Annotated in this window: 17 protein-coding genes; 2 read left to right on the top strand and 15 right to left on the bottom strand. The window is 60.0% G+C overall.

The features are described from left to right. Positions 1-142: 142 nt before the first annotated feature. Entirely contained in the window at positions 143-307 is a 165-nt protein-coding gene (locus L6439_RS06525) for a hypothetical protein (protein ID WP_168182067.1), read from the top strand. A gap of 85 nt (positions 308-392) precedes the next feature. Here the strand turns inward: L6439_RS06525 and L6439_RS06520 are convergent, their stop codons facing one another. The 3 genes from L6439_RS06520 to hemL all read right to left on the bottom strand — a co-directional run bounded on the left by L6439_RS06520 (position 393) and on the right by hemL (position 4,593). Continuing rightward, positions 393-2,048, bottom strand: a complete 1,656-nt coding sequence (locus tag L6439_RS06520; RefSeq protein ID WP_213468886.1) for a LysM peptidoglycan-binding domain-containing protein — start codon at positions 2,046-2,048, stop codon at positions 393-395. A 143-nt stretch (positions 2,049-2,191) separates the two neighbouring features. Continuing rightward, complete coding sequence (locus L6439_RS06515; RefSeq protein ID WP_213468885.1) at positions 2,192-3,079, bottom strand: RluA family pseudouridine synthase; 888 nt, start codon at positions 3,077-3,079, stop codon at positions 2,192-2,194. Between the two features lie 212 nt (positions 3,080-3,291). Beyond that, positions 3,292-4,593: a glutamate-1-semialdehyde 2,1-aminomutase gene (gene hemL, locus L6439_RS06510; protein ID WP_213468884.1), complete on the bottom strand. Its 1,302-nt coding sequence runs from the start codon at positions 4,591-4,593 to the stop codon at positions 3,292-3,294. A gap of 81 nt (positions 4,594-4,674) precedes the next feature. Between hemL and L6439_RS06505 the strand changes: the two genes are divergently transcribed. Beyond that, the gene (locus L6439_RS06505; RefSeq protein ID WP_168182074.1) at positions 4,675-5,352 is read left to right on the top strand and encodes a Crp/Fnr family transcriptional regulator; all 678 of its coding nucleotides are present in this window, start codon (positions 4,675-4,677) and stop codon (positions 5,350-5,352) included. 86 nt (positions 5,353-5,438) lie between these two features. Here the strand turns inward: L6439_RS06505 and hemB are convergent, their stop codons facing one another. The 12 genes from hemB to L6439_RS06445 form a co-directional block, all read right to left on the bottom strand. After that, entirely contained in the window at positions 5,439-6,443 is a 1,005-nt protein-coding gene (gene hemB, locus L6439_RS06500) for a porphobilinogen synthase (RefSeq protein ID WP_168182075.1), read from the bottom strand. A 108-nt stretch (positions 6,444-6,551) separates the two neighbouring features. Next, on the bottom strand, positions 6,552-8,117 hold the full coding sequence (gene cobA / locus L6439_RS06495) for a uroporphyrinogen-III C-methyltransferase (protein WP_213468883.1): 1,566 nt from the start codon (positions 8,115-8,117) through the stop codon (positions 6,552-6,554). A gap of 15 nt (positions 8,118-8,132) precedes the next feature. Next, positions 8,133-9,053, bottom strand: coding sequence for a hydroxymethylbilane synthase (gene hemC / locus L6439_RS06490; RefSeq protein ID WP_213468882.1), 921 nt, complete (start codon positions 9,051-9,053; stop codon positions 8,133-8,135). 60 nt (positions 9,054-9,113) lie between these two features. Continuing rightward, positions 9,114-9,890 carry a precorrin-2 dehydrogenase/sirohydrochlorin ferrochelatase family protein gene (locus tag L6439_RS06485; protein ID WP_213468881.1) on the bottom strand — a complete coding sequence of 259 codons (777 nt, stop codon included), beginning with the start codon at positions 9,888-9,890 and terminating at the stop codon, positions 9,114-9,116. 15 nt (positions 9,891-9,905) lie between these two features. Next, a complete protein-coding gene (locus L6439_RS06480) occupies positions 9,906-10,721 on the bottom strand; it encodes a cytochrome C assembly family protein (RefSeq protein WP_168182082.1) in 816 nt (271 codons plus the stop codon). 27 nt (positions 10,722-10,748) lie between these two features. Continuing rightward, the gene (gene hemA / locus L6439_RS06475; RefSeq protein WP_213468880.1) at positions 10,749-12,134 is read right to left on the bottom strand and encodes a glutamyl-tRNA reductase; all 1,386 of its coding nucleotides are present in this window, start codon (positions 12,132-12,134) and stop codon (positions 10,749-10,751) included. Between the two features lie 187 nt (positions 12,135-12,321). After that, positions 12,322-12,861 carry an S-adenosylmethionine decarboxylase gene (locus L6439_RS06470; RefSeq protein WP_168182086.1) on the bottom strand — a complete coding sequence of 180 codons (540 nt, stop codon included), beginning with the start codon at positions 12,859-12,861 and terminating at the stop codon, positions 12,322-12,324. Between the two features lie 133 nt (positions 12,862-12,994). After that, on the bottom strand, positions 12,995-14,356 hold the full coding sequence (locus L6439_RS06465) for a hypothetical protein (RefSeq protein WP_237096771.1): 1,362 nt from the start codon (positions 14,354-14,356) through the stop codon (positions 12,995-12,997). Between the two features lie 8 nt (positions 14,357-14,364). Continuing rightward, entirely contained in the window at positions 14,365-17,511 is a 3,147-nt protein-coding gene (locus L6439_RS06460) for a heparinase II/III domain-containing protein (protein WP_213468879.1), read from the bottom strand. 10 nt (positions 17,512-17,521) lie between these two features. Next, entirely contained in the window at positions 17,522-18,418 is an 897-nt protein-coding gene (locus tag L6439_RS06455) for a carbohydrate ABC transporter permease (RefSeq protein ID WP_168182090.1), read from the bottom strand. Between the two features lie 11 nt (positions 18,419-18,429). Then, the gene (locus L6439_RS06450) at positions 18,430-19,371 is read right to left on the bottom strand and encodes an ABC transporter permease (RefSeq protein WP_168182092.1); all 942 of its coding nucleotides are present in this window, start codon (positions 19,369-19,371) and stop codon (positions 18,430-18,432) included. A gap of 92 nt (positions 19,372-19,463) precedes the next feature. Next, positions 19,464-21,065 (bottom strand): type 2 periplasmic-binding domain-containing protein, encoded by a 1,602-nt coding sequence (locus tag L6439_RS06445; RefSeq protein ID WP_168182094.1) that lies wholly within the window; start codon positions 21,063-21,065, stop codon positions 19,464-19,466. Between the last annotated feature and the right edge of the window lie 17 nt (positions 21,066-21,082).

Raw genomic sequence — 21,082 nt, 5'->3', positions numbered from 1 at the left:
CAAGCGCTGACAACCACATGTTTACGATATATTTTACCTTCGCTCTCCACACGAGTCAATAGACGGCTTCAAATCGTTCTTCGTATTAGTCATATCCCGATTTTCCACTTTCATAACATGTACTATAGGAGGTGGTCCTCATATGGAACGTTGGTGGTGGCGTATTCGCTATTCGGTAAAAGGAGTCATTTTTCCCCTCATCTGCCTGCAGTTTGTCCGGACGCTGCTTCTGCCCACCGGGCTCGATGTCTTTTTGCTGTTCGCGCTGTTCCTCGTGTATCTCGGGTTTTTGCTCGATGTATACTGAGTTCGCGGCAGGCCTTCCCAGCATGCGCATACCACATACAAGACCCGTCCGCGAGATTCGCCGGACGGGTCTATTGTGTCCCGGTTCAGGAGGTGACCGGAATATAAAGCACCTGGCCTTCCGTCACGTTCTGGTCGGGCAGGCGGTTATACAGCACGATTTCATTCGTATTCATCTGATAACGATCCGCGATCGTATCCAGCGTCTCTTCGCGCTGGACGATGCACATGCGGACTTTTTTGAAGCTGTGCTCATCGTTCACCCGCTGCAGGAACAGGGACTGCCACTTCATATCGTCGCCGGTCGTCACCTTGGCCGCTTCCAGCGCCGCTTCTTCTTCGGCCTGCTTCGTCTCGGCTTCCCGCTGCTCCCGCTCCTTCTTCTGGCGGCTTGATTCGAGCAGCGAGCTGAAGCCGACTCCGCCCGCGGTCGGCGCGTCTGCCGGCTTGGAGCTGTTGATCGCGATCTTCATCTCGGGCTTTGCGTCCGCAGCGTTTGCGGCTGCGGCGGCCTCCCCGGCCGGCTCGGCCTCCGCTTCCTCGCGCGGATTCGCCTCCGCCGCCGTCTGCTCTTCGGATACGTCCGCCTCTGCGGCGGAAGCTTCGGAGACTATGGCTTCGCCGGCGGAGGCGGCGGCGGAGGCCGCCGCTGCAGGCGCTTCGGCTGGCTTCTCCTCAGCCCGGGGCTCGGTCTGCGCCTCGAGTGCAGGCTCCGGCGCTGACGCAGGCTTCGCCTCCGGCTCGGGCTCCGGAACGGATGCGGATGCTGCCGAGCCCTGCGGCTCCGGCAGATTCCACTTCGCCGCCTCCTCACCGGTGCGGCCGGCAGGCGCTTCGGCCGGCTTCTCCTCCGCTTCCGGTTCAGCGGCCTCCTTCTCGTCGAGCGAACGATACTCCGGCTCGCCCTTCGGTCCGCTGTCCGCGCCGGCTTCCTCTCCGGCGGCCTCCCCGGTTGCCTCCGCTTCAGCCACGGCCTTCGGCACCACAGGCGGCAAATCCGTTACGCTTGGAAAGGCCCATGGCGCATGATCCCAGGTCAGCTGGGTCCGGCCGGGATCCTGATCCGGCTCGGCCTCTTCCGTTTCGGCTTTCGCCTCCGCCTTCTTCGCTTCTCCGATCTGATCAATATAATCGGAGTAGGTCTTCTCACGCAAAGGCTCAGCCGCCGGTTCGGAGACAGCTTGCCCTTCTTCTTCGCGCTGCTCGGCGCCGTCGGCCAAGGAGCGGATGCGAGCCACGGCATCAAGCGCCTCCGGACTCGGCGCCGCTTTTTCCCCGTAGTCCCGAAGCCACTCCGGTTCATCCTCCCCGCGCTCCTCCTCCGTCTGATGGACGACCGTGAATTGCTCCGGCTCCCAGCTCGACGGTTCCGCCGGTTCCATCGCGATGCCCTTGAGCGACAAGATGCCCGTAATGTTAAGAGATCGGGCAGATAACAGATCGACATCGAAATGCTCAATGTCGACGGAAATATCCTCCAAACTACGAATCCGGTTGAGCGGCAGCGTAATCTCCACCGGAATCCAATGCTCCAGCGACTGGCTGACCCGGCCTTCGTCGTCTCCCTCATAGACGCCCGCCAGCAGCAGGCTGCCCCGAACCGTCACTTGATCTCCGGCCGGGATCACCTGAATGTGGGGCGTCAGTTCAACCTCTTCCAATTGGACGATACCGACACAGTCGTCGGATAAATGAACCCGTTCATAAATATCAAATCTTAAGCCATATGCTTCCTCATACACGGACTGCTCCTCCTCCCGCAGTACTTCTGATCTCCGCCGTGATCGCGAATCTTCCCTGGACCCGGATGCATGTCTTCTTGGCCGGCGCGACATCAGACTCGGTTCACTACTTCATGTATATGGACGGAAAAGGAGGAGCATGACTATATTTTTTGGCGCAGACGGGCCATGTCTCCGGGCCATGGCGCCTGAATCTCCAGCCATTCGCCAGACAGCGGATGGCGGAAGGTCAGCGCTTCCCCATGGAGCGCCTGCCGCCCGAACAGCCGGCCATCCCCGCCGTACAGCGTGTCTCCGGCAAGCGGGTGGCCGATATGGCTCATATGGACGCGAATCTGATGCGTCCTCCCGGTCTCCAGACGGAGCTTGACCAGCGACAGATCCCGTCCCGCCTGCTCGACCGCGTAATGGGTTACGGCAGGCGAGCCGGTCGGGCTCACCCGGCGGCGCGACGGATGATGCCGATCCTTGCCGATCGGCGCATCGATCGTCCCCGCGCTCATGCGGGGGCACCCCTGGACGATGGCCGCATAGCTGCGGCGAATCGCCTTGCTGCGCATGTCGGCATCCAAGACCGCATGCGGCAGCGCATGCTTTGCGATCAGGACCGGACCTGTCGTATCCGTATCCAGACGGTGAATATGGCGGACGCGCAGCGATTGGCCCGTCCATGCGTAATGGCATGCGATCGCATGCGCGAGACTGTCCCGCTTTTTCTCCTGCTCTGCCGTAGTCGCATGCACCGCCATCCCCGCAGGCTTGTAAGCGACCAGCACGGCATCGTCTTCATATAGAATCTCGGCGGGTTCATCCGCCGGCTCTGTCGTCATCGCTTCCTCCGGGAACAGATGCAGCCGCAGCCGATCTCCGGCGGTGCGGATTTTATCCTCCGCCAGCATCTGGCGCAGCATATTCGGCGGCATGCGAAGCGTCTCCAGCAGCCACGCGCGCAACGCGTCCTCCGACGCCAGAATGCGGCGCTCCGGCATGAACTCCGCCCATTCGCCCCGCCGCCTCCATCCGATCGCCATCTTCAATGACCTCCTTTTCACTCAATTCGCGGACTTCCCGCGCTTGCCGTTCGTTATACTGTACTGTCTGCTGTACTGTCCGCTGTACTGTCCGCTGTACTGTCCGCTGTACTATCCCCTATAACCGGCCAGCCACGGAGCCGCCGTGCTTCCTCTTCATAAAAAACCGGCCGCCGTGTCAACTTCGGCTGACACCAGGGCCGGGTATGCTCCTACAGACGTTTTAACGCTTCATAATGCGCCTCGATCGTCGCAGCCAGATCTTGATCGGTATGCGCCGTCGATACGAACATGCCTTCGAACTGGGACGGCGCGATGTTGACGCCCCGATCAAGCAGCTCCGCAAAGTAGCGGCGGAAGCGCTCGAGATCGGACGTGCGCGCCGAATCGAAGTTGGTCACCGGTTGCTCGGTGAAGAACGGGCAGACCATCGAGCCAACCCGGTTGATCGTGCAGGCGATGCCGGTATCCCGCGCATTGCGCAGGAAGCCTTCCTCGAGCTTGGCCGCCTTGCGCTCCAGCTCCTCGTACACTTCCGGCGTCAGCAGCGACAGCGTCGTATAGCCGGCCGCCATCGCCAGCGGGTTGCCGCTCAGCGTGCCCGCCTGATAAATCGGCCCGCTCGGCGCCACCTGCTCCATATATTCCCGCTTGCCGCCATATGCGCCGACCGGCAAGCCTCCGCCGATGACCTTGCCGAAGCAGGTCAGATCCGGCGTAACGCCGAAGCGGCCTTGCGCGCAGTGATAGCCAACGCGGAAGCCGGTCATGACTTCATCGAAGATGAGCAGGCTGCCGTATTGCTCCGTCAATGCGCGAAGCCCTTCCAGGAAGCCTGGCTGCGGCGGCACGACGCCCATATTGCCCGCGACCGGCTCGACAATGACGCATGCCAGCTCCTCGCCGAAGCGTTCGAAGGCGAGCTTGACCCCTTCCAGGTCGTTGTACGGCACCGTAATCGTATTGCTGGCCACGCCTTCCGGGACGCCCGGACTGTCAGGGAGGCCCAACGTCGCCACGCCGGAGCCCGCCTTAATGAGCAAGCTGTCCGCATGGCCGTGATAGGAGCCTTCGAATTTTAATATTTTGCTTCGCTTCGTAATGCCGCGGGCGAGGCGAAGCGCGCTCATCGTCGCTTCCGTGCCGGAATTGACCATGCGGACGATATCGACGGAAGGCACCCGCTCCACCACCGTCTTGGCCATCATTGTCTCCAGCTCGGTCGGAGCGCCGAAGCTCGTCCCCTTGGCCGCCGTCTCCTGAATCGCCTGCACGACCTGCGGATGGGCGTGCCCGACGATAAGCGGTCCCCAGGAGCAGACATAGTCGATAAATTCGTTCCCGTCGATATCAAAAATCCGGGAGCCGCAGCCGCGCTCTACGTAGACCGGAGTCAGGCCGACCGATTTGAAGGCCCGGACCGGACTGTTCACGCCGCCAGGTATGTACTGCTTGGCTTCCTCAAAAGCGGCGCGGGAACGGGCATCGCGGCGCGCAGATAAATTTTCCGTCATGGGTATCGCTCCTCCTATATTTATTCCTCAGATGTATGATACACTAGTACAAAATGCTTACGGACAAAAGAGGGAGTAGACATGATAGAGTTACTGAAAAGGGTTCCGTTATTCACCGATCTCAGCGATGAACAGCTCGATATCGTCGCTTCCATCACCTCTCGCCGCGAATATCACCCGCATACGACGCTCTTCCAGCAAGGCGAGCCGGGCGATACCTTCTGTATCGTCATGCGGGGGACGGTCAAAATCTATACGTCCAGCCGGCAAGGCCTGCAAAAGACGCTCGCCGTCTTCCAGGCGGGAGACAGCTTCGGCGAGCTGGCCCTCATCGACGGCAAACCGCGCTCCGCGACGGCCGAGACGCTGGAAGAGACCGTACTGCTCACCGTCAATTCCGAGAGCTTCCATCTGATGATGCGTGCGCACTACGACATCGCCAAGCAGATTATGATTCAGCTCTGCAGCCGTCTGCGCTCGACGAACGGCCATGTCTCGGAGCTGACATTCCTTGACGCGCCGAGCCGGGTCGTCAAGAACATTGTCCGCATCGCCCAGCATGAAGGGAAGCGGCAGGGCGACAAAATCCACATTCCCCACGCGTTCGATCCGGACGCGATGGCTGGATTGGCCGGCGTGCACCGCACCGTGCTGGAACAGGTGATCCGCGATTTGGAACAGCAGCGCATCTTGTCGCTGGGCCATTCGCAATACACGATCGACGTGTCCAAGCTGTTCCAGAGCCCGTATATCAACTGACGCCCTATTCAATAATTCATACCCCCGGATGGCCGCCCAAGGCGGACCGTCCGGGGGTTATTCTCGTGCCGGAAGAACCCGGCGCCTTACTCCGCATCCTTCAGCCAGCGGGCCGCGTCCTTCGCATGGTAAGTAATGATTGTGTCCGCTCCCGCTCTTTTCAAGCCGACCAGCAGTTCCATCGTCACGGCTTTCTCATCGATCCAGCCCATGCGGGCAGCCGCCTTGACCATGGAATATTCGCCGCTGACGTTATACGCGACGACCGGCAGATCGAATTGTTCCTTCAGCGTGCGGATAATATCCATATAGGCCATCGCCGGCTTCACCATCAGCATGTCCGCCCCTTCGGCGACATCCGCTTCCGCTTCGCGCAGCGCTTCGCGCGCATTGGCCGGATCCATCTGGTATGTCTTGCGGTCGCCGAACTGCGGCGCGGAATGAGCCGCATCCCGGAACGGGCCGTAGAAGGCGGAGGCGTATTTGACCGAATAGGACATGATCGGAACCGATTCGAAGCCCGCCTCGTCCAAGCCGGCCCGAATGGCGTGCACGAAGCCGTCCATCATATTGGAAGGCGCGATGATGTCGGCGCCCGCCGCGGCTTGGGATACCGCCGTGCGCACGAGATAAGCAAGCGACTCGTCATTGTCGACGATCCCGGTCTTCACGCCGTTCGCCTCATGCACATGAATCATGCCGCAATGGCCATGGTCCGTATATTGGCACAGGCAGGTATCCGCGATCACGAGCAGCTCCGGATGGCGGGCCTTGATCTGGCGCGTCGCCCGCTGCACGATTCCATCCTCTTCAAAAGCGGAGGTGCCTGCCGCATCCTTCGTCTCCGGCACGCCGAAGAGCACGATCGCCGGAATGCCCAGCGCCGCGATCTCATCGATTTCGGCATCGAGCAGATCGAGCGAGAAATGATATACGCCCGGCATCGATGCAATCTCTTCCTTAATTCCCGTGCCGAAGGTTACAAATACGGGCATGATGAGATCATGAGTGGTAATCACCGTCTCCCTCACCATATTGCGAATGGCTGCCGTCCCCCGCAGGCGGCGGAGCCGTGTTGTCGGATATGCCATACTGTTTGCCTCCTTGCAAAAATATCGAGGTTCTTTGAAAAAAAACCGCCCTTCGAGCTCAAGCAACTTTCCTGCTGCAGCGGCCAAGCGGCCTTTTTGAACTCGCCCTTATACTGTCTTCTTCTCCTTGTCCAGCTCCAACATGGCCTCCATCAGCCCATCGATCGTCGAGGAAGCCGCGGTCGCGTCGACATGCAGCCCGGCTTCCCGGGCCGTCCGCGCCGTAATCTCTCCGATGCAGGCGATCTGCGCGCCGCGCAGGGCCTGTGCGGGATCGTCCATCCCCATCCGGCGCAGTGCCGCCAGCAGGTTCGTCACGGTCGAGGAACTGGTGAACGTCACGATATGAATCATCTGCTGCTCCAGCATCTCGACCAGCTCCGGGTCGTCCTCCTCCGGCAGCACCGTCTCGTACAGATCAACCTCGTCCGCATGCAGCCCATGCGCTTCCATCGTCTTCCTCAGCCAGGGCCGGGACAAGTCTCCGCGGGCGAGCAGCGCCCGCTGTCCGGCTGCGGCGTGAGGACGCAGCGCTTCCCAGACGCCCTCCTGGCTGAACTGGGCGGCCGCGATATCCGGCTGGATTCCGTATTCCCCCAGCGCCTCCGTCGTCTTCGGCCCGACCGAGACGATGCGCACATGGGCCCACTGGCGGATATCCGCCCCATGCTCCCGCAGGTGGCGGAACCAGAAGCGGACGCCGTTGACGCTCGTCAGCACGAGCCAGTCATAAGCGTCCGGCCGGGTGAGCGCCTGGCTTAGCGCTTCGCGCGAGGCCGGCGATTCCGGCATGCGGAGCTCGATAACCGGATACTCATACGCCTCCCCGCCGGCATCCTCAATCCGGCGCGTCAGCTCGCTCGCCTGATCCCGGGCGCGCGTCACCAGCACGCGCCGGCCGAACAGCGGGCGGCGCTCCGCCCATTGCAGGCGCTCCCGCTCCAGCACGACCTCGCCGACGACGATGACGGCCGGCGAAGCGAAGCCCGCCCGTTCCGCCTCATCGGCAATCGTGGCCAGCGTGCCGGTGATCGTCGCCTGCTCCGCCCGCGTTCCCCAGCGGACGAGCGCCACCGGCGTATCCGGAGCCCGCCCGTGGGCCATCAGCCGCTCCGCGATATAGCGCAGCTTCGCCACGCCCATCAGAAAGAGCAGCGTCCCGGTCGCTTGCGTCAGCTTGTCCCATTCGATCATCTCGTCCAGCTTGTCCGGACTCTCGTGGCCGGTCACGACGCAGAAGGACGATGCGCGGTTCCGGTGGGTCACCGGAATGCCGGCATACGCCGGGGCCGCCACGGCGGAGGTTACGCCCGGGACAATCTCATAGCGGATCCCATGCTCCGCCAGCAAGGCCGCCTCCTCGCCCACGCGTCCGAAGACGCAGGGGTCACCGCCCTTCAGACGGGTCACCGTATGCCCCTCCAAGGCCAACTCGACGAGCAGCCGGTTAATGTCTTCCTGCTTCATCGCATGGCGATCCGGCAGCTTCCCTACATAGATTTTGCGGGCCCCGCGCTTGGCGTACTGCATCAGACGCGGACCTGCCAAGCGGTCATAGACGACGACATCCGCCTCCTGCAGACAGCGCAGGCCTTTTACCGTAATCAATCCGGCATCTCCGGGCCCGGCGCCGACCAAATAGACGACGCCCTTCGGGCGGGGGTGCTGCTCCATCCGATATCTCCCCTTTTAAGGCAGCATCCGGTCCGCGCCTCGATCGAGCAGCCGCTGAGCGGCCGCAACACCGAGCGATTCGGGATGTTCCCCTTCCATCGTTTCTCTCAATATCGTACCATCCTCGGCGGAACCGACCAATCCGGTCAGCCGTACCGTACCTCCGGCCCCGACCAGCACCGCATGCGCGCCGATCGGCACCTGGCAGCCGCCGTTGAGCCGGCCGAGAAAAGCCCGCTCCGCCTGCACCGTGCGGGCGGTATCCGCATCATGGTAGCACTCGAGCAGCTTGCGCAAGTCTTCATCCTCCTCGCGGCATTCGATGCCGAGGGCGCCTTGCCCCACCGCGGGCACGCACTCCTCCTCGGATAAATAGGAGGTGATGCGATCCTGCCATCCCATGCGGTGAAGCCCCGCGGCCGCCAGCACGATGGCATCCAGCCCCTCCGTCTCCAGCTTGCGCAGACGAGTGTCGATATTGCCGCGCAGCGGTACAATCTTCAAGTCGGGCCGCAGCGCCTGGAGCTGACAGGAGCGCCGCAGACTGCTCGTGCCGACCGTGGCCCCCTGCGGCAAATCGCTCAAAGAGCTTCCCGTCTTCATGATTAAGCCATCGCGCGGATCCTCCCGCTTCGGAATGGCCCCGATCATCAGCCCCTCCTGAAGCTGCCACGGCATGTCCTTCATGCTGTGGACCGCCATATCTATCTCGCGGTCTGCCAGGGCCTGCTCGATCTCCTTGACGAACAATCCCTTGCCGCCGACCTTCGACAGCGTCACGTCCAGGATGCGGTCCCCTTTGGTCACGATTTTTCGAATCTCGAACCGGTAGGGCAAGCCATGCCGTGCGCAGATCGCTTCCAGCGCGGAGATGACATGGCCGGTCTGGGTAAGCGCCAACGCGCTCTGCCGGGTTCCAACGATAATTGTTCGCATATGAATCCTCCTTATTGCCTGCCTGTTCAGCATGCTATTGCCGTTCCGCTGCTTGCTGCCCTACCCGCGGGGCACCTTGCCGCCCGCCTCCGCTCCCGCGCCAGGCGGGCCTTCGATGACAAGCGTTCCATTCGTGCCAGGCTGCTCCTCCCGGCCGGGCACCGCAGCCATGCCAGACGGGCTCAGGGCACCCGGACAACGGCGTTCTAGCCACTCGTGCCAAGCGGGAGCTTCCTTGCCCAGCTCATAGGCCTGCCAGCAGTCGCCGGCATACCGGCGCAGCAGCTCATGACGGCGCTCCGGCGCCTCGATGCGGGCTCTTGCAGCACGGCGGGCGGAAGAGAGACGGGCTGCCAGATCGGCCAGCCCGTCATCCACCTGCCCGGCCAGCTTCGCCGTAAGCCGGCGGGTCAACGTCGGGCTGGCACCGCCCGCGTAGACCGCCACCTGAACCATCCCTTTCCGCGCGGAACCGGGATTGGCGAAGTCGCTGCCCTCCGGATCATGGGCCATATTGATTAACGCCCCGGCCCGGCGGGCATCCTCCGCCACCCGTTCATTCACGGACGGGCGATCCGTGGCCGCGAATACGAGCAGGGCTCCCTCCACGTCGGCTGACTCGTATTCGCGTTCCCGGCAACCAATCCGCCCCTCATGCGCCAAGCGCCCAAGCTCCGGCGTCAACCTCGGGCTGACTACCGTGACTTCGGCGCCGCTGGCCAGCAATGAGGTTACTTTGCGCGCGGCCACGGACCCGCCTCCGATGACGACGCACCGGCGCCCGGCGAGTCGAAGCATCAGCGGATACAGCGGACAGGGATCGGCCGTATGCTCCATGTTCTCCACTCCCATCTAGCGATGAAATGCCGATAAGGAATTCAAGCTGAAATTCAGCACCATAAACGCATAACATCCTACATTCCACAATGCGAGCCGTAACCCTGTCAGCACGGCCCGGGTTCTCACCCAAAAATAAGAAAAATAAAGAGCAAGGGCGATTAAAGTGAACCAAATCTTGAAATCGGTCAAAAGCTCGATCCGGTTGCCCAACAGCACCACGCCGATCGCGACCGCCAGAGAGAGCAGGAAGAACGGAATCCCGATGATGACGGCGAAATAAGACATTCGCTCCATCCGCTCCAGGCTGGGCAAGCGCCGCACGGCTTCCGACCATTGCCTTCTCTTCAGACGGTGATGCAAAAAGACGTACATCCCCGAAAAGATCGCCCCTACGGTCAAGGCCGCAAAGCCGCAGGCGGCCAGCGTGATATGAAAGACAAGCAGATTGTGCATCATCTCCCACTCCGCCATGACGGAGGAGGATGTCGGATCATTCAGCATATTGATAATGAGCAGCGCAAACCCAACCAGATTGACAAAAAATACGACATACTCAATCGAAAAAAAACGGTTGATCGCCAAGGACGCCGTGACGAGCAGCCAAGAGAACAGAAACATAAACTCAAAGCTGCTGATAATCGGGACATCCTGGTGACGGATAATGCGCACGACGAGAAAAATCGTCTGCAGCACCCATACAAAAACAAGAAGCCCTGTGCCCATCCGCTTCGCTCTCCGATTCCTCCCAACGGTATCGGAAAAATAAAACAGAAGGCTCAGGGCATATGTGTAAATAATCGCATCGTAAATCCAGCTATTCGTCAACATATGAACCTGCCGCCTCCTGAACGCCGTCTACCAAGTAACCGCGGCCCATGACAGAACCGGCTTGGTCCGTTCCGGCTCTTCATCGCGCCGGGAGGAGACCGCAGCGGATTCCCGCTTCGTTCCCTTGTCCGGCTCGGAAGCAGCCATCGTCTCTTCCAGAGCGAACAGTTGGGTAAACAGCTGAAGCGCCTCATCCCCGTTCGTCTCCGCAGCAAGCTCCTTGATCTGCAGGATCGGATCATGCATCATCTGGTTCAGCATGCTCTTCGTGAGGCGGCGAATCAGCTTCACCTCCCGCTCGGACATGTCCGGAAGCTTGTTGAACAGGCTCTCCAGCGTATCCTGATGGATACGCTCCGCCTTCGTCTGCAGGGCGCGGATGACCGGCGTAACGCCAAGCATCTTCAGCCATTGGCGGTATTCATCGAGCTCTTTCGCGATCATCGCTTCAATCTTGGCGGCTTCCTTGCGGCGCTGCTCCAGATTGCTCTCCACGATGCCTTCGAGATCGTCGATGTCATACAGGAACACATTGGATACGCTGCCAATCTCGGGATCAAGATCCCGCGGCACGGCGATGTCAATCAGGAAAAGCGGGCGCGATTTGCGCAGCTTCATCACCCGTTCGACATCCTGCGCAGTCATAATATACTGCTGAGCTCCGGTCGAGCTGATCACAATATCCGCTTCGCGCAGGAATGCCCCGGCATCCTCCAGGGTCCCGGCCCGGCCGTGGAACTGTTCGGCCAGCTCCCGGGCGCGCGAGAACGTGCGGTTCACGACCATGACCTCGGCTGCGCCGTTCGAATAGAGATGCTTCACCGTCAGCTCGCTCATCTTGCCCGCTCCGAGAATCAGCACCTTCTTGCCCTGGAAAGAGCCGAAGATTCGCTTGCCCAGCTCGACCGCGGCGTAGCTGACCGACACCGCATTGTCATTGATGTTCGTCTCGGCATGGGCACGCTTGGCCATCGTAATCGCCTGCTTGAACAGCGTATTGAACCAGGTGCCGGTCGTTCCTTCCTGCTGCGCGAACAAAAAGGCCGAACGAATCTGTCCCAGGATCTGCGTCTCGCCGATAACCATCGAATCGAGACCCGAGGTGACCCGGAACAAATGCTCTACCGCCCGATCATCTTCATATATATATAAGTAAGGCGTGAATTGCTGCCTTGGAATTCCGAACCATTGCTCCATGAAGCTGCGGATGAAATAACCGCACATATGCAGACGATCGACGACAACGTACATTTCCGTGCGGTTGCATGTCGACACAATCACGCATTCCATGACGCTCTTCGTATTCCGCAGTTGCCGGATAGCCTCTTGCCAATCCTTCTCCTGCAGCGCGAACTTCTCCCGTATCTCCACAGGCGCCGTACGATAATTCATGCCGACGACCACGATGTGCATTGCTCATTCACCTGCTTTTGATAAATTTTGAATATTATCAATTGATAATCATTATAACATAGTTGAACATGCCCGTCGGAGCGTAATTTGAAGATATTATGAAATGCATGTCAAAATTAGTCTGTACTTGCCGTGCGAACCTTATACTATCATTCCTTGCGATGGTTGTCACGCAAATGATTGATTGCTATTCGGGATGAAAGTACCGCTCCAGCGTCTCGGCAAGGCGCTGATCGGCCGCTTGCAGCGCTTCGTTCTTCGAGCCGATAATCTTGCCTGACGAAGAGAACAGTCCGGCATAGCTGTCCGATAGCTGAGCCGAGATGGCCGCCGCCTGTTCGAGAACCTCACGCTCCAGATCGGTCAATTGACGATCGCCGCTAATCTGCAGGACCGTGATGAATTCAACGAACCGGCTCAGTCCGGGAAGCGTAGCCAGCCGCTCATCTCCTGCGGCCCGGACGAGACGATCATGCGTATAGCCGGCCGAATAAGCGACGAGCTTCACCTTGTTCAGCGGAGCGGTCGACTCGTATCGCTTCGCCTCCTGCATCGTTCCTTGCCACAGGCTAATCTGGAACTGGGCAACCTCATACAGCATCGAGAGCGGATCGGATGAAGTGTGGGAAGACTTCAACATTCCGTACAGCTGCATGGCAGGCCACAATACAAGCAAAAACAGTAATACGGCCAAGACGGGGCCGGTCCGAAATTGGCGTGGTCTCATCGAATTCTCCTATCCATAGTGGTTTACTATAATCGTATGGGGAGGAAGAAGGACAAATAACCATGGATAGGGACATCCATGGTTATTTGTTGGATTCGATGACGGGGGCGAGCGCAATGCGGCCCGGCGAATGTCAGCGCACCAGCTCTTCCAGGAACGGAAAGCGGTATATCTGCTTCGGCCGCCCCTTGGACGGAGCCTTGACCTCGCGGGCAATCTCGATCAGGCCGGCATCCAGCCAGAGCGAGAGCAGACGATGCGTGCTCCGCACCGTAATGTTCAAAATGATGGCCAGCTCGAAAGCGCTGTATTCCGTCCTTCCCGTGCGGGCGACTTGGGCGACGAGCTTGCTCAGATGCATCGGGGACAAGCCGGCGGCTTCCGCTTCCTTCACCAGCTTGAAATCGATCAGCGACATATCGCACTCGTTCGCCTCGGCCATCTCCAGCGGACCGATAATGCTCCTGTCTTCGCGCACGATGAAGCAAATATTGCCGCCGGCGTCCATGGCGTGGCGCAGCGCAAGCTCGGCATGTGCGCCCGCATCGCTTGCGCTCGTCCCGAAGCCGGCGCCGATGCTCATCGTCACGCCGTACGCCGCTCCGATTTCCTTCGCGAGCTCAATCGATTTATAGCCTCCGGTCACCGCCTCGAAGGCGCCGCGTGTTGTCACGAACAAATATTCACCGGGATTGACTTGAGCGGCATGCCCGTTCAGCGATTCGACGAAGCCTTGAACCGTCCGGCGTATTCCCTCCTTCGTCCGGCCGGCGTCCTGCCGCGAGGCTTCGATCTCCGGTCCTTCTATATGAATGAGCCCAATGACGAACTGCGCTTCCTTGCTGCGCCGGGTTTCCGTCGAGAGCAGCGCCCGTTCCAGGCTGACCGTGATGTCATGCTCGGTGGGCATAACCCATTCGTTCGGAACGCCGTAAATGCTGAGCATCTCCGACACTTCCCGGCTCCCTGTCAGCGCCGCGCTGCTCTTGCCTTGTTCATAATGCCGCACATGAAATTGCAGGACGTCATCCCGCGAGATCAGCGGGTCGCCTTCACAGTAATACATATCGATCCCGCGTATGCCCAGCTCGGTGAAGACCCGTTCCACGGCCAGCTTCGAGAGCGAATCAACCGTGCAGGCCTGCATGTCGCATTTATGGTCCAGATGGAACAAGGCCCGGTACAGCCCGGTCCCGCTCTTCGGCACATAGAGCGCAGGCACGGGCAGGGTGAGCCTCTGCCGGGCCAGCCGGTACGGCTCGGGCCCGGAGAACAGCAGCACCTCCACGTTGTGCATCAGTTCCCGCGTATGTTCAACCGCTTCCGATTCATGCCGGTAGACCCTGACCTCAGGAATAAAGGAAGGAAACGCTTTGAGCGTCTGCAAAATAAGCGGCAGCAGTTCCAGCGGTCCGATGACGCCGATTCGAATCTCGGTAGGCAATTGATGCAGCAGCCTGGTCAAGGCCATCCACGTCCTTTCCTGTATGTTCATGATCGACCTCATCCCATCAAGCGGATGAACATAATTTCATCCATATCCACGATGTCAAAGGCTTCCCCGGCTTGGAAAGGATGGATCGGCTCGATGCGAAGCGTCGTCAGATCGGGAACATCCCGTATAACCGCCTGTCCGCCGCAAGCGCCGACGACTCTCATCCCGCAAAAGGCGCTCCTGCCCGCTCCGGGCGCGGCGAAGGGGAGCGGTATCTTCGTCGCGATCCGGTCTCCCTCCGCTTCGGCGACGATGCCCGTCGACACGATCATCTCGTCCAGCAGATGAACGATATGCTCATCAGGCCCGCTCTCCTCCAGCCTTGCCGGATACACCGCGGCCGCTGTCCGCCGGGCTCCCCGGAGAGCGATGAACCGTGGCTCCTGCCCGGCAGCCAGCCTCAAGCCGCGGACGGTCAACTGCGCCCTAGGCCAATCGATCCGCACGACATCATATTCCTCCTCGCCATACCCGTACGCGGTGCATGGTTCGGCCCGGCCCGGAGCTCTGGCGGGAACGGGGGTGAACCGGACCTCTTCCGCACGAACCGGATGCAGCTGCGGGTGTTCCTGCTCCGGGCTCCGCAGACGGAAGCATCCGCACCGGCCGGCCACGGCAGCCATGCCATCCTCCGCTTGCCACTCATACACGTCGCTGTCCGGGCTGTACAGCCACAGGTCTTGGGTGCCGTCCGACCAGACCAGCGTCACCACGGACGCCGTGCCGCCTCGGAGGCCGGACACCGCTTCCTTCCGCACGGAGACGAGCATCACATCGTTCCCCGCATAAGAGACCGAGATGAACCGCTTCGCTTCTTTCCCGCTGTGAATGATGAAAAACGGATGGGCCGCGCTCCCGTCCAGATTCGGGCCAGTGCCCGTATAGAGCGTTTCCTCCCCGTCCAGCATGATATGCCAATGCGCCTCGGCGTCCCCCGTCTTCCAGCGGGCATGAACGACGGAGCTTGCATCTGCGGCCCGGCTCTCGTCCGGCCGCAGCTCCCGGATACCGTAAATATAGCCGTAGCCATTGTTCGGCACGGCCGTCCACAGCCGCTCCTCTTCCCCCGGCTGCAGCGAGTTGAAGGTCTCCCCTGTCGTCAGACGCTCTCCGAAGCTTAGCCCCGGGCGGTCATAATAGAGCTCGCCGCCGGACCGCTCCCGACTCAGCGCCCCAGCCAGCGTCCATGCGGCAGTCTCTGTCTCCTCCCAGCCGGCTATATCCAAGCGGCTCGGTTCGTGGAAGGCATGAAGCGCCAAATCTTTGTCCCCCGCCGCCGCGACATCGAAGATATCGAGCACGTAGGAGCGCCCCCGGCTGAGCGGGACCGCAGCAAGCAGCCGCTGGTACCGCTCCGCCTCATAGAGCGCGGGCGCGGCGCATTCGCTTGCCGCCCAGCCGTCCCGCTCGTAAATAAACGCCGCCTCGCCTCCGGCGAACGGCTTATAGATCTGGCCGCGGCCGATCTGTTCATCCTGGCGGAGAACGACCGTCGGGTGAGCGATCGCCTTGGAGGCCCAGCCGAAATGGCTGTTCGTCCCATAAATGCCGTAGCCCAAATCGGCCGTAATCTCTCGGCCGCCGGCATACCATTGATAGCTCAGCACATCGTCGTGGGCATGCGTCAAGTTCGGGCCGTAGCGTGTCAGCAGCGTCATGTCATGCTTGTCGCGCAGCACGATGTACCCGCCCTGGCCGGCCGCCGTCACGCCGCCGGACTTCGGAGCGGCTGCCGGGCCTCCCCGCTGGTCTCCGCTCTCATGGGGCAGGAACAGGTCCAGGCCCGACGAGCCGAGCAGCGGTTCCGCCTGCTCGCGCCAGGCGGCCAGCATGGCGCGGGCCTCCGCCCGGATATCCGCATCCGTCGCGAAATAAGCGAATTGAAGGGCGGCTCGGTAGGCCGCAGACAGCACCTCGGGCCGGATGTCCGTGCCTGCCGTCTCATCCCGGCCCCAATCTCCGTAGCTGGGCAGATGCCCCTGGCAGCACATCGCAAGCGGATTCTGGACCGCGAAGCGGAAGAAACGGCGGCTGTTGAACGGCTGGAATGATTCGCCCATTCCCTTCGCCTCAGCCGTCCGCTGCGCGAGCAGGGCCATATCCAGCAGCACCCCGATCGTGAACAGGGCATAGCCGAAGGAGCCTTCGAAATACATCCCGTCGCGTCCAATCGCATTGTAGAAAAATCCCTTCACCGCCTGAATGCCCCATTCCCCATACGACGGAACATCCAGGGCGAGACCGACGGCCAGCATGGCGCGCACGCCGTCCGCTTCATGATTGTTGAGCAGCGTCAGCCGGCCTCCGCGCAGATCATAGACCGGACCGCCGGGCTCATCCAGCAAATATTCATCCAGCATGCGCTCGATATTGTCCCGCACCGACATCCCCTCCCCGGTACCGGCAAGCCGGCATCCGAGCGAAGGCTCGTCCATTTCCGGCAGACGGGACAGCCAATCATAGTCATGCGCGAGGAACACTTTGATGCGGAAGACGATGCTTGTCAGCAGATGGAGCCTGCCGATCTCGTAAGAGCTTCCGAACGGCGTGAAATCGCGGGGCCCGATTGTGCCCTCCCAGATGGCGCTGAACGCGTCGAGCAGCACAATCGCCCTGCGCGCATACCGTTCCTCGCCGGTCAGCATATACAGATAAGTCAGCTTCGTGACCAGGCCCTCATGATTGCGCACGCCGCCCAGCCATTCCCCGGCAATGGCGAAATTCCACATGCCGATCGGATAGCAGGCCTTGCCTTCCTGCTCGAAGCCGCTGCCGCCGTCCGGATACCGCTCGTTCGGCACCGTGACCCGGCAGGCCGGGCAGGTCACCTTTTTGGCCGGAAACGCTTCCCACCCCGACAGCCACGGCTTCAGCTCTTCCGGACGCGAAGGATAGGCGGAGCCGCATGACGGACAGCCCGTAATGCCGTAGGCGAAGGTCTGCCCCCGCATGCTGAGGACCACGTCGTAGACGAAGGCGTCCTCCAGCTCCAAAAAATCATCGCATTCCCGCTTCATCTCCTCTGCCATCCGCTCTGCCCAGGCGAAGCGGCTGATCTGCTCCATCGCGATCTTGACTTGCCCGGCCCCGATATAGAAGCCTTGCGGTTCGCGCCGGCGGCGGGACCGGCCCGGTCGTGTCTGCTCCTTGTTCATACTCCATCACCTATCCTTTCAATGAACCGACGATTACGCCTTTTACGAAATATTTTTGAACAAAGGGATATACGCAAATGATCGGAACGGTCGCAACCATGATTGTCGCGGCCTTAATAATGTCCGGCGTGACGGCGGTCTGCCCGTTCTGATTGAAGCCCTGGTCGAATTGCTGGAATTGGGACGAGCCTTCGATGACGATTTTGCGCAGCACATTGCCGAGCACCGCCTTGTTCGGGTCGGAAATATAGAGCAGCGAATCGAACCAGGCATTCCAATGGGCGACCGCATACCAGAGCGAAATAGTCGCGATTATCGGCATGGACATCGGAAGCACGATCGAGAACAGAATGCGCATGTCGTTGGCGCCGTCGATGCGCGCCGATTCTTCTACCTCTTCCGGAAGAGACATGAAGTAGTTGCGCACGATAATCATCGTAAATGCGGCAATCAGTCCCGGCAGAATCAGCGACCAGCGGCTGTCGAGAAGCCCCAGTTCCTTAATCAGCAAATAATTCGGAATCAGGCCGCCGCTGAAAAACATCGTGAATACGATGAAGGCCGTAAACAGATTGCGGTGAGGCAAATATTTTTTGGAGAGCGGGTAAGCGCACATCACCGAGAAAATCACATTCAAGAACGTGCCGAGGACCGTACGGAAGATCGTATTGTAATAGCCGGTCCAGATGAGCTTGTTCGCAAAGACGGCCCGGTATCCGTCCAGCGACACCTCTTGCGGCCACAGCTTCAAGCCGTAGGCATTGGCTGCGGATGACGTGCTGAACGATATCGACATCACATTAAGAAACGGATATACCGCCGTGATCGAGAACAGAATGAGAAACACCACGTTGGCGGTGTCGAACACTTTCTCGCCGATTGATTTTTTGCCGATCGTTAATGACATGGATGTCCCTCCTACCAAATTCCATAATCGCTGAAGCGCTTGACGACACGATTCGTGACCAAGATGAGGACGAGCGCGATCACGTTAGTGAACAGCCCGGCGGCCGTCGAGAGGCCATACTCCATCTGGCTAATCCCGATCCGGTAGGTATACGTGCTCAGCACATCGCCTACCTCGTACACGTTCGCATTGTAGAAGTTGAACACCTGATCGAAGTCATCGTTGATGATGCCGCCCACCGCGAAGATGAACATGATGGTAATGACCGGCGCCAAGGCGGGAACGGTGATGTGGATCATCTGCCGCCAGCGGCTCGCGCCGTCGACGATCGCGGCCTCATACAGCGTCGGATCGATCGAGGACAAGGCGGCCAGATAAATGATCGATCCCCAGCCGACGCTCTTCCATACTTCCGTGCTGACCAGCAGCGTACGGAACCATTCCTTGTCGCCAAAGAAAAAGATCGACTCGCCTCCGAACAGATTGATAATGTAATTGACGACCCCGCGCGTCGGCGAGAATACTTCCATAAAAATGCCGGCCAAAATGACCCAGGACAGAAAATGCGGCAAATAACTCAGCGTCTGGACGAACCGCTTGAAGAAGACGACCCGCAGCTCATTCAACAGCAGCGCCAAAATAATCGGCGCCGGGAAATTGAAGACGAGCTTATATAGGCTGATGATGAGCGTGTTGCGGAGGGCCCGCGGGAAATCGCGTCCTTCGAACAGCACCCGGAAATTGTCCAGCCCGTTCCACGGACTGCCGAGAATGCCGTCCAGGAACTGATAGTTTTTGAAGGCCAGCACCATGCCGTACATCGGAAAATATTTAAAAACGAGAAAATACAGTACGCAGGGGAGCAGCATCAGCAGCAAATACCGATGCCGGCAGTATGCTTTCCACTGGGTGCGGAAGCGGCTGTCTGCTGTGCCGGAACCCGGTTGTCTCATAGCGTCCACCCTTTCTATCCCATCATGCGGGATGGAAGAAAGGCGGCGCTCCCCGAACAGGAGACGACCGCCAATCCTCATCTTCTTGTCGCTTATTTTAGGCTGTCATACCACTGGTTGGCTTCTGCGGTAAGCTTGTCGCCCCCGTTCTGCTTCCAGGCTTCGACGAAGGCATCGAACTCGTCGATCGGCTTTTCTCCGTTAATGATTGAGGCGAATGTTTCTTTTTGCAGTTGAATCAGGTTGTTCATATACTGGCTCTCGGAAGGAAGGGCCGTCTTGACGGCGTTCTCATAGCCTGCGCCCTCGAATTTGTACAGCTTCGCATTGACTTCCTTCAGCTTCGGATTGTTCACCCGGGCCCTGAACTCCGGCTGGTCAAACGGCGCAAACGTAATATTGGCGCCGATTTTGGCCTGCATCTCGTTCTTTCCTGCGTATTCTTCCTTCCATACGATCGTGATGCCGTCGTCCGCCTTCTCCGAATGAACGCCCAGCTCTCCATACTTCATCCGCTGCCATACGTCGAAGTTGCCGTAGACCTCGTCCCAGATGCGCATGATGGTATGCTTCAGCTCCGGGTTGTCGCCCGCCCTTTTACCGAATGCCATATAAGTCCCTCCGACGAAGCCCGGCGTAATGTTGCCGAATTTGCCCTCGGGACCGGCCGGGGGCTTGCCGAAGCCGATCTCGGCCTGCGGGTTCACCTTCTTCAGCTCCACCCAGTTCACGCCGCCTTCGGATTTGATCTCGGGGATCGGAGGCGTCCAGTGATAGTTGCTGCCATGGTTGGAGACGCCGATTTTGCCGTTGATGAAATCATTGGACAGCGCCCAGTAGCCGCCCGTGTTTTCCCCCGTCTCCAGCACCCATTCCGGGCTGATGACGTCGTCCTTCTTCCACTTCGCCAGCCGCTCCAGCGCCTGCTTCGTCTCCGGAAGAATGCCGCTCCAGACGAGTCTGCCCTCGCGCTCGGCCCAGAACTCCGGATAGACCCCGTATGCTCCGTACACGCTCGTCATCGCCGAACGGGACATGCCGTATGTATCCTTCTTGCCGTTGCCGTCGGGATCGTCATTGCGGAACTTGTACATCGCCTCCTCGAACTCATCCAGCGTCTCCGGAATCTTCGGGATGCCTACCTTGTCCAGCCAATCCTTCCGCCACGCGGTAGCGAGACTGAGTTCCCCGTCGCCGTTAATGCTTGGAATCCCGATATACTCGCCATTGAATTTGGCATAGCTCCAAATGCCCGGATCGATGGAATCGACCAGCTTTTTATAATTCGGCATGTACCGCTCCAGCTCTTCTTGGGTGAAGCTGGTCGTGACGCCGCTCTTGTAGAACTTCTGCAGGTCGGCCCCCGAATACACCGTCATGAAGTCCGGCACCTGTCCGCCGGCGAGCTTGGCCCCAAGCAGTTCCTCCCGCTTCGTCACATCCAGATACCAGATGTTGAACTTGACGCTGAATTTGTCTTCCAGGAACTTTTTGTTCGGGGCATCCTCGTCAACCGGACCGTACTGGTAAGTCAGCCATTCGATCGTAAGCGGCTGGTGGCCGGCTCCCTCCTGCTTCGCACCTTCGCCGCTCTTCGCCTCTCCCCCCGTCCTTGAGCCTCCGCAGGCGGCAAGACCCCACGTTACCGACAGGATGAGAAGCAGCATAATACTCTGTCTCCAACGCAATGGCATTGTGAATCCCCCTCGTT

Origin of the sequence: Paenibacillus dendritiformis (assembly GCF_021654795.1) — a bacterium.
In the GTDB taxonomy this organism is placed as follows: domain Bacteria; phylum Bacillota; class Bacilli; order Paenibacillales; family Paenibacillaceae; genus Paenibacillus_B.
The sequence above is the reverse complement of the archived record's forward strand: the minus strand, read 5'-3'. Positions and strand labels throughout refer to the sequence as shown.